The sequence below is a fragment of the Rhodobacter sp. CZR27 genome (genome assembly GCF_002407205.1).
Classification (GTDB): domain Bacteria; phylum Pseudomonadota; class Alphaproteobacteria; order Rhodobacterales; family Rhodobacteraceae; genus Cereibacter_A.
The window spans coordinates 160,703-173,425 of the sequence record NZ_CP023549.1; the positions used below are offsets into that span (position 1 = coordinate 160,703).

The 12,723-nt window shown below is 66.3% G+C and carries 7 protein-coding genes and 6 pseudogenes; 10 read left to right on the forward strand and 3 right to left on the reverse strand.

The genetic code is table 11. From position 1 onward, the window contains the following. Nucleotides 1-69: 69 nt before the first annotated feature. Nucleotides 70-489, reverse strand: a complete 420-nt coding sequence (locus CK951_RS16935) for a BLUF domain-containing protein (RefSeq protein ID WP_096787431.1) — start codon at nt 487-489, stop codon at nt 70-72. Nucleotides 490-694: 205 nt separating this feature from the next. On the opposite strand from CK951_RS16935, the pseudogene CK951_RS16940 reads away from it, so the two are divergent. The 8 genes and pseudogenes from CK951_RS16940 to CK951_RS16975 all read left to right on the forward strand — a co-directional run bounded on the left by CK951_RS16940 (nt 695) and on the right by CK951_RS16975 (nt 8,982). Further along, nucleotides 695-1,842, forward strand: a pseudogene (locus CK951_RS16940) (IS5 family transposase). 124 nt (nt 1,843-1,966) lie between these two features. Beyond that, nucleotides 1,967-2,188 (forward strand): annotated as a pseudogene (locus CK951_RS16945) (transposase); the annotation flags it as partial. Nucleotides 2,189-3,049: 861 nt separating this feature from the next. Further along, a complete protein-coding gene (locus CK951_RS16950; protein ID WP_096787432.1) occupies nt 3,050-4,948 on the forward strand; it encodes a DUF3604 domain-containing protein in 1,899 nt (632 codons plus the stop codon). A gap of 86 nt (nt 4,949-5,034) precedes the next feature. Continuing rightward, nucleotides 5,035-5,871, forward strand: a complete 837-nt coding sequence (locus CK951_RS16955; protein ID WP_157764615.1) for a peptidyl-prolyl cis-trans isomerase — start codon at nt 5,035-5,037, stop codon at nt 5,869-5,871. Continuing rightward, complete coding sequence (locus CK951_RS16960; RefSeq protein WP_096787434.1) at nt 5,868-6,869, forward strand: HupE/UreJ family protein; 1,002 nt, start codon at nt 5,868-5,870, stop codon at nt 6,867-6,869. Before CK951_RS16955 ends, CK951_RS16960 begins: the two co-directional genes overlap by 4 nt. 302 nt (nt 6,870-7,171) lie before the next feature. Beyond that, nucleotides 7,172-8,319: pseudogene (locus tag CK951_RS16965) on the forward strand (IS5 family transposase). Between the two features lie 118 nt (nt 8,320-8,437). Then, the gene (locus tag CK951_RS16970; protein WP_096787435.1) at nt 8,438-8,707 is read left to right on the forward strand and encodes a type II toxin-antitoxin system ParD family antitoxin; all 270 of its coding nucleotides are present in this window, start codon (nt 8,438-8,440) and stop codon (nt 8,705-8,707) included. Further along, entirely contained in the window at nt 8,707-8,982 is a 276-nt protein-coding gene (locus CK951_RS16975; protein ID WP_096787436.1) for a type II toxin-antitoxin system RelE/ParE family toxin, read from the forward strand. Before CK951_RS16970 ends, CK951_RS16975 begins: the two co-directional genes overlap by 1 nt. Before the next feature lie 132 nt (nt 8,983-9,114). Here CK951_RS16975 and CK951_RS16980 read toward each other — a convergent pair whose 3' ends face one another. Continuing rightward, nucleotides 9,115-10,746, reverse strand: a complete 1,632-nt coding sequence (locus CK951_RS16980) for a calcium-binding protein (RefSeq protein WP_096787437.1) — start codon at nt 10,744-10,746, stop codon at nt 9,115-9,117. Between the two features lie 134 nt (nt 10,747-10,880). Between CK951_RS16980 and CK951_RS16985 the strand changes: the two are divergent. Together CK951_RS16985 and CK951_RS21725 are read left to right on the forward strand one after the other, a co-directional pair. After that, a pseudogene (locus CK951_RS16985) lies at nt 10,881-11,993 on the forward strand (type IV secretory system conjugative DNA transfer family protein); the annotation flags it as partial. Then, nucleotides 11,903-12,187: pseudogene (locus tag CK951_RS21725) on the forward strand (LPD7 domain-containing protein); the annotation flags it as partial. The pseudogenes CK951_RS16985 and CK951_RS21725, both read left to right, overlap by 91 nt. 299 nt (nt 12,188-12,486) lie before the next feature. On the opposite strand, the pseudogene CK951_RS16990 reads toward CK951_RS21725, so the two are convergent. Continuing rightward, nucleotides 12,487-12,675: pseudogene (locus CK951_RS16990) on the reverse strand (transposase); the annotation flags it as partial. Between the last annotated feature and the right edge of the window lie 48 nt (nt 12,676-12,723).

A 12,723-nucleotide genomic window follows, 5' to 3' on the forward strand; every position in this document is an offset into this window, starting at 1 on the left:
CCATGGAGCCGTGACGTGAATCCTTCCGGGCGGAAGTTCTGCAACAATGCCCCTTCCGGTCAAGAACAGCTATTCGCTCTCGCCCGGCGCTGAGAGGCTGGCGAGGATCCGGCCGTGAAGCCGCTCGATGTCCTCGGGCTCCTTCAGGTCAAGCAGCTTCAGTTCGGGCATGGTTTCACGCAGTTCGGTCCGCGAGATCAGGCGCATGGACCAATCTGGAAACAGCCTTTGTTCGAGCTTTGTCAGCCCAAAGGCAACGATCTGCGAATGCCGCGGATCCTTCGAGATCTGCGCGAACAGTTCGTTGCAGGTGGCTCGCGGCCCCTCGATCGTCTGGACGAAGTGAAAGCCGTTGTAGAGCAGGATCCCCGTGATGCCGAGCCGCGGGTTTCGCACCCGGCTCGCCTGCAAGATGCGGAGGATGCCTGCCGCCGGATCGGCGAGGCCGAGGCGGCTTCTGTAGGTCAATGATACCAGGTCGCTGATCATAAGCTCATGCTCCACCCAGTACTGTGCTGCGGCAAGCGTCTATTTCGAGTAGGGTCGTGGAGCAAATGCAGGATAGCTCTCGTCGGCAGACGAATGCCTGACCGCCACGATGCACGACCGGACGGACCCTGTTCAGCATGGCATTGTTGCAGAACTTCCGCCCGGAAGGATTCACGTCACGGCTCCATGGCGTTAGACGGGTAGCATGACGAAGCCTGCACGCCCCCGCCATCGCACGACGAACTGGTCCACCTACAACCAGGCGCTCCGGAGGCGCGGGTCGCTGCTGATCTGGCTGGACAGGGAGATGGCCTGGCTCGCGCCACCTGAGGGCAGGCCTGGGCGGCCGCCGCTGTTCTCGGATGCGGCGATCCAGTTCTGCCTGTCGATCAAGGGTGAAGGGCGCCCGGAAAACGGTCCTGAGGACCGTTTTCAGCCCTGAACGGGCGGAGCCCTGGTTCCGGCTGCCGCTGAGGCAGACCGCCGGGATGGTGGCCAGCCTCCTGCGCCTGGCCGGGCTGGATTGGCCGGTTCCGGACTATTCCACCCTCTGCCGGCGGCAGACGTCCTTGGCTGTCCACATCCCGTACCGCTGCGCCGCCGGCCCGCTGAACCTGCTGGTCGACAGCACCGGGATCAAGTTCCTTGGGTGAGGCAGGACCGTGGCGCCAGTGATGAGGGGCAATCGGGAACGATCCAGTGGATCGTTCCAGCCCCGAATGCGTAAGCCTGCCGAACGGGAATGGCAGGTCCGCAAGCATGGGGCGCAGGGCCGGCGCCAATGGCGCAAGGTGCATCTGGCCATGGATGGGACCACGTCCGACATCCGCGCCGTCGAATTCACCCCCAGCCGCGACGGCGACAGCCCTGTCCTGCCCGAGCTGCTGGACCAGATCCCCGAGGATGAGGAGATCGGCACCGTGACCGGCGACGGCGCCTATGACACGCGACGCTGCCACACGGCCATCGTCGAGCGCCGCGCCACAGCCGTCATACCGATCCGCAGGAACGGCCGACCATGGAAGGAAGATGGCCCCGCCGCCCGGGCCGGAAACGAGACCCTGCGCGCCACCCGTCACTATGGCCGGGCGTTCTGGAAGCGATGGACGGGCTACCACGCCCGCAGCCGGATCGAGGCGAAGATGCCCTCGCCGGTTCGCTCGAACCGGTGGCGCTCACCGGCTCGGCTCAAGGCCTTAGGTGAACGCATCATGGCGTTCGCCACTGTCTCTCGGACCAATGGCGTTCCAATGGCTCACCCCCGACCGTCAGACCGCCGAGATCCACATCCGCGTCGCTCTCATGAACCGCTTCAACGCCCTCGGCACCGCCGAGATCGTCCGCGTCGACTGACGTCCCGGGGGGAAAGGGGAAGTCACGCCTCAAGGCGGCTTTCTGCAACAACGCCTCGCAGCATACGCCGCCCGCAGGGAAGGCCGACAGCCGGAACAAGGGCCCCGATCCTCTCATACCGGTTACGAACCCGATCGAACGCCTGAACAAGGAGGTGAAGCGGCGCGCCGACGTGGTCGGGATCTTCCCGAACGAGGCATCCATCATGCGCCTGATCGGCGCTGTGCTCTTCGAGCAGAACGACGAATGGCAGACCTCGAGCCGCTACATGATGGTCGAGGCCTTCGCCCGGATCGACACCGAGGAGATTGACCCCATTCTCAGCATAACCACGAAAGCCGCCTGATCATGCCCTCAGGCCATCCGGAAAAAATTGCACCAGCTTGACGGACGTGACCGTGCCTCGCAGGTCAGGGCGCCATCCACTGCGGGTTGACGCAAGCCAGATGGCCGTTCCATGCCCCGGGCGGCCCCGGTGGTTCGAGCTTAAGGTCAACCGAGTGATCTTCATCCAGCGTCAGCGCGGGCGATGAGCATGGCGCAGCGTCCCCCTCCGGCCGCCCTCGCTGTCCGTGCGGGAGACAATTCGCCAAGGCGCCCCGCGGCCTGAACCGCGGGCCGGCCCTCAAACCCGCCTAAGCTCACCTTCCCGAAGCATCCTTGGGGGAGATGGGCCGTCGGCCGATCGGGGGCAGACAGCCCCCGCTGCCGGACGCGAGGCGAGGGAGCGCTCACCGATACCAGCGGATCCCCGCTGACCACCACATCAGGCCCGGGACGGCCACCGCCGTCAGCATCCGCCGCCGGTCGAGCTGTAGAAGGCGATCGGGCAATCCAGGCCAGTCCGAACACGCCGAAGAGCAACCCGCCCGCTGGCCGCCGCGCCTCGGCCCCGCGTCCCCGGCACACGCGGAAGCCGGTGACGATGGCAGTTCCACAATGCGGGCACTGCATGTTGGCGTACATTTGTCTGAACCAGCCTCCCAACGGATCAAGCCAGTTCGCTCAATCGAAACTGCTCTCGTCCAGTCGACCAAGCCGCTCCACCCATCGAAACAAACCGGGATGATAAAATGCAAGGGCGCGCGGATTGTTTTTGAGGGCCGTTTGATGTTCAATCTGCCACCGGGTGATTGATGGTGCCAACATGAGATCGAGCGATTGGTCGTTGCCGCGAGGCCGTGTCTTCATTCTTGCTGTTGTCCCGATGGCTGCGTTGTGTCTCGGTCTGGCGGCACGTGCCGACGATGACGTGGGAACGCTGACGCCTGAGAAGGCCGAGCGCTCCTTCAAGGCCGAGCCCGCCTATTCCCCCTATGCGGGGCGCGCCTTTCCGATGCGGCCGCTCTTCGGCGACACGCATCTGCACACGGCGGCGTCCTTCGATGCCGGAACCTTCGGCGCCCGGATCACTCCGAGGTACGCCTACCGGCTGGCGCGGGGCGAGGAGATCACCTCGTCCAGCGGTCAGCCGGTGAAGCTCTCGCGACCGCTCGACTTCCTGGTGGTGGCTGACCATTCCGACAACATGGGCATGTTCCCAGACCTCTACGCGGGAAAGCCGGAAGTCCTTGCCGACCCGCAGGCACGTACCTGGTACGACATGATCATGGCAGGACAGGGCGGCACCGCTGCGCTGGAGATCATCAAGGCCTTTGGCGCGGGGGCCCTTCCAAAGTCGATGATCTACGGACCCGACACGCGCCCCTACAAGCTGGCCTGGCAGGATACGATCGCCGCTTCCGAGGAATACAACGACCCTGGCCGCTTCACGGCCTTCATCGGCTATGAATGGACCTCGAACACGGGCGGCAACAACCTGCACCGCAACGTGATCTTCCGCGATGGCGGCGACAAGGCGGGTCAGGTCGTGCCCTATACCACGATGGCGCCGCTCGGCAGCGACAATCCGCGCGATCTCTGGACGTGGATGCAGGCCTACGAGGACAAGACGGGCGGCGACGTCCTGGCCATCGCGCACAACGGCAACCTGTCGAACGGGCGGATGTTTCCGCTGATCGAGTCCTTCACGGGCCGCCCGGTCGATCAGGAGTACGTCGAGACGCGCGCGAGGTGGGAGCGGCTCTACGAGGCGACCCAGACCAAGGGAGACGGCGAGACACATCCGCTTCTGTCCCCGAACGACGAGTTCGCGAACTTCGAGCGGTGGGATTTCGGCAACCTCGACGCCTCGGTACGCAAGACGCCCGACATGCTGGAGTTCGAGTACGCGCGTTCGGCCTTGCGCAACGGGCTGAAGCTCGAGGCCGACCTGGGCACGAACCCCTACAAGTTCGGGATGATCGGCAGCACCGATGCCCATACCGGGCTGGCCGCCGTGGAAGAGGACAACTTCTTTGGCAAGACCACCCCGCAGGAGCCGAGCCCGCATCGCCTGAGTGCAACCTTCGTCGACAACCCGCAAACCCGGATCAAGGTGATGGACTGGCAGGTGAGCGCCTCGGGCTATGCCGCCGTCTGGGCGACCGAGAACACCCGCGAGGCGATCTGGGACGCGATGCAGCGCAAGGAAACCTATGGGACGACCGGGTCGCGCATGGCCGTGCGGTTCTTCGGCGGCTGGGATTTCGATCCGGCGGACGCCACCAGCCGCAACCCGGGCGCCATCGGTTATTCCAAGGGCGTTCCGATGGGCGGCGACCTGACGGCGGCGCCCGACGGCAAGGTTCCGACCTTCCTCGTGGCGGCGCTCAAGGACCCTCTCGGCGGCAACCTCGACCGCTACCAGATCGTGAAGGGCTGGCTCGACGATCAGGGCCAGACGCACGAACAGGTGCATGACGTGGCCTGGAGCGACGACCGGACGCCCGGTGCCGATGGCAAGTTGCCCCCGGTCGGCAGTACCGTGGATGTCGCGAACGCGACCTGGACGAACACCATCGGCGCGCCCGAACTGATTGCCGTGTGGAAGGATCCGGATTTCGATCCCGACCAGCGCGCCTTCTACTACGGCCGGGTGATCGAGATCCCCACGCCGCGCTGGACCGCCTATGACGCGAAGCGGTTCGCCACAAAGCCTCTGGACGGATCGGAGATGACCGTGACCGAACGCGCTTACACTTCGCCGATCTGGTACACGCCCTGAGCATGGGCGAAGGTTCGCCAGCGAGGCATCCGCCCGGTTCGCGGACGCTTCAGACATGGGGCGACGCGGCCCTGCCGAAGCGGCTGATGCGGGAGCCGCTGCTGCATTTCCTGGTGCTGGCGCTGGCGGTGTTCGCATTCCACCGCCTGGTTGCGTCCCCTGCCGAGGACGTGGGGGGGAGGATCGTCGTCTCCGCCCACAAGATCGAGCAGATGGAAGCGATCTTTACCCGGACCCGGATGCGCCCGCCGACGGCGGAGGAGCTGAAGCTGTTGATCGACGATCACGTCGCGGAGGAACTCTTCGTGCGGGAGGCGGTGACGCTCGGCCTCGATCAGGACGACACGGTGATCCGCCGCCGCCTGAGGCAGAAGATGGAATTCCTGATCGCTGCCGAGGTGGAGGCGCAGGCTCCCACGGATACCGAGTTGCAGGCCTACCTCGACGCGCATCCCGACGCCTTCGACACCGGCGCGATGGTCGGATTCGAGCAGGTCTTTCTCAGCCCACAGGCTCACGGCGACCGAATCGAAGCGGATGCGCAGGTGATGCTCGCGGCGTTGCAGGCCGATCCGGCTGCCGACCCCGCGGGGTTTGGCGATCCCACGCTGCTGCCTGCATTACTGCCGCCCTCGGACGCCGCCGGGATCGACGGCACCTTCGGTCCGGGCTTTGCGGCTGCGATGGCAGGGGCGGAACCCGGCGCTTGGGTCGGGCCGCTGACGTCGGCCTACGGGAAGCATCTCGTGCGCGTCACGGAACGGCAGGATGCCCGGCGGCCCCGGCTGGACGAAATCCACGCCATCGTCGCGCGGGAATGGACGAACGAACGGACCCGGAACGCCCTGCAGGAGCATCTGGGCGACCTCCTTGCCCGGCACGACGTCGTCATCGACCTTCCGCAACCGGCGGCTCCGCCATGAGGCGTCCTGGGGCCGTTGCCGTCATCGCGATCGCGCAGGCGCTCTGGTCGGCTCCGGCGCTGGCGCATGAGACCCGTCCCGCCTACCTCGACCTGCGCGAGGTCGTGCCGGGCAGGGTCGACGTGATGTGGAAGGTCCCGGCGCGGGGCGAACTTCGTCTGGCCATCCAGGCGAGACTTCCCGAAGCCTGCATCGCGGACGCTGAGCCGACGCGGGAGATCGTCGGAAGCGCCCATGTCGAACGCTGGTCGGCGGACTGCGTCGGCGGCCTGAAGGGCGGTCTCGTCTCGATCGACGGCCTCGAGGCGACGCTGACCGACGCCCTGGTGCGGATCGCGCATGCCGACGGGACGACCGAGGTCGCCCACCTGAAGCCCGATGCGCCCGCCTTCCGCATCGCGGGCGGGCAGACCCCGCTCAGGGTCGCCGCGACCTACTTCGGGCTCGGGGTCGAGCATATCCTTGCGGGCATCGACCACCTGCTGTTCGTACTGGCCCTGGTCCTGCTGATCCGGGGCATCCGGATGCTGATCAAGACCATCACCGCCTTCACCGTCGCGCACAGCCTGACACTGGCGGGCTCGACGCTCGGCTGGTTCAGCCTGCCGCAGGCTCCGGTCGAGGCGGCAATCGCCCTCAGCATCGCCTTCGTCGCCCGCGAGCTGCTCAAGACGCGGCCCGGCGAGCAGCGGCTGTCCGCGGCGTACCCCTGGCTCGTCGCGTTTTCGTTCGGCCTGCTTCACGGCTTCGGATTTGCCGGTGCGCTGAAGGAAACCGGCCTGCCGCAGACCGATGTGCCCCTTGCGCTTCTGGCCTTCAACCTGGGCGTCGAAGCAGGGCAACTGCTGTTCGTGGGAATGGTCATGTCGCTGGTCTGGATCGGCAGGAAGCTCCGGAGACTCGACGCCCTGCCGCTTCTTGATGCGGCGTCCTATGGTATCGGAACCGTGGCGACCTTCTGGTTCATCGAGCGGGTGGCGGCTTTCGAACTCCCCTGACCACGCCGGAAAGCCGGGGGTATCCGCGGGGACGTCCTCTCCGCGGCCTCGTTAATTTGAAACCGCTTGTGACAGCATCGGTTGGCGTGGCGCGTCCTGAACGATGCTGCACCTGCAAGCCGCTCAGCCGAAATCCGCTTGTTTAAGACAGTCCTCGGCCCTGTGCTGAAAATGCCTGTGCGAACTCCGAGTTGATACTCATTGGGATCGCGGAATGACTCGCTCCTCGTTCCTCGGGCATTGTTGCAGAACTTCCGCCCGGAAGGATTCACGTCACGACTCCATGGCGTTAGACGGGAAGCATGACGAAGCCTGCACGCCCCCGCCATCGCACGACGAACTGGTCCACCTACAACCAGGCGCTCCGGAGGCGCGGGTCGCTGCTGATCTGGCTGGACAGGGAGATGGCCTGGCTCGCGCCACCTGAGGGCAGGCCTGGGCGGCCGCCGCTGTTCTCGGATGCGGCGATCCAGTTCTGCCTGTCGATCAAGGGTGAAGGGCGCCCGGAAAACGGTCCTGAGGACCGTTTTCAGCCCTGAACGGGCGGAGCCCTGGTTCCGGCTGCCGCTGAGGCAGACCGCCGGGATGGTGGCCAGCCTCCTGCGCCTGGCCGGGCTGGATTGGCCGGTTCCGGACTATTCCACCCTCTGCCGGCGGCAGACGTCCTTGGCTGTCCACATCCCGTACCGCTGCGCCGCCGGCCCGCTGAACCTGCTGGTCGACAGCACCGGGATCAAGTTCCTTGGGTGAGGCAGGACCGTGGCGCCAGTGATGAGGGGCAATCGGGAACGATCCAGTGGATCGTTCCAGCCCCGAATGCGTAAGCCTGCCGAACGGGAATGGCAGGTCCGCAAGCATGGGGCGCAGGGCCGGCGCCAATGGCGCAAGGTGCATCTGGCCATGGATGGGACCACGTCCGACATCCGCGCCGTCGAATTCACCCCCAGCCGCGACGGCGACAGCCCTGTCCTGCCCGAGCTGCTGGACCAGATCCCCGAGGATGAGGAGATCGGCACCGTGACCGGCGACGGCGCCTATGACACGCGACGCTGCCACACGGCCATCGTCGAGCGCCGCGCCACAGCCGTCATACCGATCCGCAGGAACGGCCGACCATGGAAGGAAGATGGCCCCGCCGCCCGGGCCGGAAACGAGACCCTGCGCGCCACCCGTCACTATGGCCGGGCGTTCTGGAAGCGATGGACGGGCTACCACGCCCGCAGCCGGATCGAGGCGAAGATGCCCTCGCCGGTTCGCTCGAACCGGTGGCGCTCACCGGCTCGGCTCAAGGCCTTAGGTGAACGCATCATGGCGTTCGCCACTGTCTCTCGGACCAATGGCGTTCCAATGGCTCACCCCCGACCGTCAGACCGCCGAGATCCACATCCGCGTCGCTCTCATGAACCGCTTCAACGCCCTCGGCACCGCCGAGATCGTCCGCGTCGACTGACGTCCCGGGGGGAAAGGGGAAGTCACGCCTCAAGGCGGCTTTCTGCAACAACGCCGACCGAAGCCTTGATCGTGGTGGTAAGAATGCCTACCATTCCATCATGCGCGTGGAGGAGCCCATGCCGAACGTCGAGAAGCTCAGCGTTGCCCTTACGCCGGAACTGGCGGCGGCCCTGCGGGGTGCGGTGGAAACCGGGGAATATGCGTCCGTCAGCGAAGTGATGCGGGAAGCACTGCGCGACTGGCGGCAACGCCGGCTTCAGCGCAGCGCAGCCATCGAGGAGTTGCGCCGCCAGTGGGATTACGGGCTTTCCAGCGGTGACGCTCTGGATGGTCCGGCGACCCTCGAGACCATTCGGACCCGGCTGGCGACGCGCGATCCCGGCTGATGGGCTATCGCATCCTGCCCGCCGCCGCGGCGGATCTGCAGGAAATCGCCGACTTCATTGCCCTCGACAGTCCGCAGGCGGCTCTTCGATGGCTCGACGGACTGGAGGAGCGTTTCGAACTCCTCGGCGACATGCCGGGCACGGGGGTTCAGCGCCCCGACCTCCGGCTGCTTCCGGTGGGGCGTTATCTGGTGCTTTACTGGGCAGTCGATGGCGACGCCGAGATCGTCCGCGTGCTGCACGGCGCGCGCCAGTGGCAGGACCTGATTGGCTGAGGTTCCGAGAAGAACTCGGGCTGAGGGTTAACCAGAATTGCACAAACGACCCGAATTCGTGAAAGGCTCCCAGCCCGCTCGGTTGCCGTGGCGCGCGAAGCGATGGGCGCTCACCTTGCTGCAAGATTAGGGCTAGACAATGAAGATGTCCGTCGCCGACAGCGTCGGTGCTCCTGCGGACGGAACCAGCAGCGCAACCTGCAGCCGGCCGCATGATCCGCTGCCATCCGGATCGAACCAGAGCACACCGCTGTCCGTCTCGTGGATGATGCGGTCGTCCGCATCGGCGGCACGTCCCGTGGTATTGGCGGCGAAGGCATGCGCATCCAGCGTTCCCGCGGGAAGCCCCGTGAAGAGGGCGCCGTCAAGCTCGATCACGTCGATGCCGCCTTCGAAGCCCTGGATGTAGTCGGCATGGCGCAGCCCAGGCGCAGCGCCGAAGACGAAGGTGTCGTTACCGCTGCCGCCCAGGAGCACGTCGTTGCCCTTGCCGCCAGAAAGCGTGTCGTTGCCGTCGCCGGCTTCCAGCGTGTCCGCCCCTTCACGCCCGTTCAGCAGGTCGGGGCTACCAATCGTCGTGATGCGGTTGTCGCAGGCGTTGCCGATGGCGCTCGCGCCGCCGTTGAACTTGTAGACGACGTTCAGGTTCTCGACGTTGGCGGCCAGGGTCCAGCCGCCGAAGGAACTGACCGTGTCGATGCCGCCGTCGTGGCGCTCCACGATCCGGGGCGGTCCGTCGAAGGCGTTGACATTGTAGAGGTCATCGTCCGCTCCACCGGCCAGCGTGGCCCCGCCTCTGCCTTGCAGCGTGTCGCGGCCGCTTCCCCCGTAGGCAACGCCCGAACTGCAGATGAGGGTGTCGTCGCCCGATCCGCCCCAGGCCGAGCCGGTGCCGCCGAGGGAGAGGCCATCGTTTCCCGCGCCACCTTCGAGCCTGTCGTCGCCGCCGCGTCCATCCAGCGAGTCGCTGCCCTTGCCTCCCCGGAGCAAGTCATTGCCGTTCGTCCCGCCGATGGTGTCGCCGGCATCGGTCCCGACAATGGCGGCCGACTCGAAGCCGATGATCCGGAACGAGGCCATCGTTCCGTCCGGAAGAGGGATGCTGTTGTAGGTCCACGTCGCGAGGAGGTCGATGTAGAGGCCGAAGCTCGCGGTCGCGCCCGCCCTCGGCCCGGAGAAGTCGAGGATCAGCCGGTCCGTGCCGGCGCCGCCGTCCAGGGTGCCGAAATCCGGGTAGCTGTTCCAGGCGAGCTGCTTGGCGGCGAACGTGTCGTCGCCTGCGCCAAGGGTCGCTTCGACACGCTCGACACTGTCGGCGATCAGAACCCCATCGACCCAGACGCGGCCTTCCTCGGCCACCACCTGCAAGCTTCTCGTCTCTTCTGCGAGCACCAGGCTGAGCCGATCGGTCCCGGCGCCGCCCCGTCCGCGGTCTTGCACGCTGTCGACCCGCAACCAGTCCTCGCCGTCACCACCGGACAGCGTGTCGGCGCCTGTCCCGCCAAGGATCGTGTCGTCGCCTGCACCTCCAGACAGCCAGTCGGCACCCTCGAGGCCGTCGAGCAGGTCGTTCCCGTCGCGGCCGTACATCCCGTCGTCGGAGGTGGTGCCGGTCAGGGTATCGTTGTCTGAAGTGCCCTCGACGATGGTCGAGACGGACACTCGTCCGGGCAGGGGCGGGACAATCTCGAGGGGGGAGTGCAAGCGGTTGCCAGGGCCGGATCCGGACATGAACAACGGGAGCCGAGACAGGAACGAAATCATGGCAACCTCACAGAACCTTGGAAATGACTGCAGTATGATCCCGTGCAAGACCCAACTCAACGTTCGGCAGGATCAGCCGGATGGGGGGAATTTCTCCGATGCTTCGTCGAGAGTAGAAGGGCCTTAGCCGTCTCGGCCCGCTCCTGAACCTCTTCTTCCAGTCCTGCGTCGACGCGAACTTGCAGGAGCTGCCTGAGCACAATCCGGCGCTGAAGCTCCGGGTTCTCCTTTGCATGGACGAGTTCGCCGCCGTCGGCGAGTTGCCCGCCTTCAAGCGCGACATCGGGTATTTCGCAGGCTACGGGCTGAAGGTGCTGACCATCGTCCAGACCCCGGCGCAACTGGCCGATATCTACGGGTCGGACGGCGCCGACGCCTATATGGACAATGCTGGGATCACGGTGGTCTTCACGCCGAAGGGGCTGAAGGAGGCGCGGAACCTCTCTGAGCGCTTTGGCACCTTTGGTGCCGAGGCTGTCTCGACCTCGCGCTCGAAGCTGCTGACCAGCCGCAACCCGCCGACGATCAGCACGAGCGAGTAGAAGCGCTCGCTGATGATGCCGCACGCACTGCTGCAACTCGACCAGGCCAAGGCGATCAGCCTTGCCGCCGGTCACCCGCCGATCCGGGCGAAGAAGATCCGCTTCTACGCGGAGGAAGCCTTCCTCGATCGGAGCCGCATTCCTCCGCCCGGGCTCCCTCCCCTGCGCGCTGACGCCACCGCCGACGACGTCCGAAGCTTGCGCGACGAGAACCGACGGATGCGCGAGGACCTCTCCGCGCTCGAGGCCGAGGTGCGCCGGATCGCAGCGCTGAAGCTGGCGCAGGCCGAAAACGTGGCCGCCGGCCAGCCGGCCGAGGTGCCGATGACCGACGAGGAAATCGCTGAACCTTCGACCATCTCCTTCGACCGCCTGGCGCTCGCCGGCGACGACGTGCGGGCGAAGATCCGGAGCCTCGCTGCCGCCGGCACCATCGGCACGAAGGAAGGGGTGGCCGCGATCCTCGGCGAGATGGGCGTGGCGGTGTCCGAGGAGCAGAACTCGGCAAAGCCGAAGCGGGCGCCGAAGAAGGAGGAAGAAGGAGAAGGTGCGACATGGCTGAGATCCCCGACCGCCGGCCCCCTGCCCCAGTCGAGAAGTCCCGCGCCGACGGCGTGCCCGGCATCGCCGAACCGCTCGATGCGCCGCCCCGCGAGAGCCCGGACCGCTTCGCCGCCCCCGCCTCCTTCGCCGACCGCTTCCTGATCACGAAGGCAAAGGACCGGCAGGAGCTCTACCGCAGCCACGACGCCGGCCTGCCCGCCATCGTCGACACCAGCAACCGGCTGGTGACACGAGCCGCCGACCGCGCCACGGCTATAGACATGATCGACCTTGCCGCACATCGCGGCTGGCAGAGCCTGCGGGTGAAGGGCCCCGAGGACTTCCGCCGCGAGATGTGGATCGAGGCCAGCGCCCGCGGCATCCGAACCGAAGGCTACCGCCCCGCCGACCGCGACAGCGACAGCGAAGAAGCGTGGCGGCGCACCGAAATCATCGCCGAACGCACCGGCACCGGTTTCCCCGGTCCGCGCGGCGTGCGCGGCCCGGTGGAGGGACGCGACCGGGCCGCGGACCAGGACATGCCGGAGGCCGAGCTTTCGCGAGCGCTGCAGGCCGAAATCGGGCGGCTGAGGGCGGAGGGCCATTCAAAGGCGCAGATCAGCGAGAGCAGTCTAGGCTCCAGACTCATTGATTATCAGAGCCAGAACAGGACGATGGCTGCGAGTGCGATAGCGGAGAAGAAGGTGTCCGGGCAGCGGTCGTATCGGGTAGCGATCCGTCGCCAGTCCTTGAGTCGCCCGAACATGATCTCGATGCGGTTGCGCCGCTTGTAACGCCTCTTGTCGTATCTCACATCGGTCTTGCGCGATTTCCGGCCCGGAAGGGGCATTGTTGCAGAACTTCCGCCCGGAAGGATTCACGTCACGACTCC

Coding starts and splice junctions, on each gene's coding strand:
- CK951_RS16950 (WP_096787432.1), top strand. CDS start 3,050: ATGGCTGCGTTGTGTCTCGGTCTGGCGGCACGTGCCGACGATGACGTG.
- CK951_RS16975 (WP_096787436.1), top strand. CDS start 8,707: ATGGGCTATCGCATCCTGCCCGCCGCCGCGGCGGATCTGCAGGAAATC.
- CK951_RS16955 (WP_157764615.1), top strand. CDS start 5,035: ATGCGGGAGCCGCTGCTGCATTTCCTGGTGCTGGCGCTGGCGGTGTTC.
- CK951_RS16970 (WP_096787435.1), top strand. CDS start 8,438: ATGCCGAACGTCGAGAAGCTCAGCGTTGCCCTTACGCCGGAACTGGCG.
- CK951_RS16935 (WP_096787431.1), bottom strand. CDS start 489: ATGATCAGCGACCTGGTATCATTGACCTACAGAAGCCGCCTCGGCCTC.
- CK951_RS16960 (WP_096787434.1), top strand. CDS start 5,868: ATGAGGCGTCCTGGGGCCGTTGCCGTCATCGCGATCGCGCAGGCGCTC.
- CK951_RS16980 (WP_096787437.1), bottom strand. CDS start 10,746: ATGATTTCGTTCCTGTCTCGGCTCCCGTTGTTCATGTCCGGATCCGGC.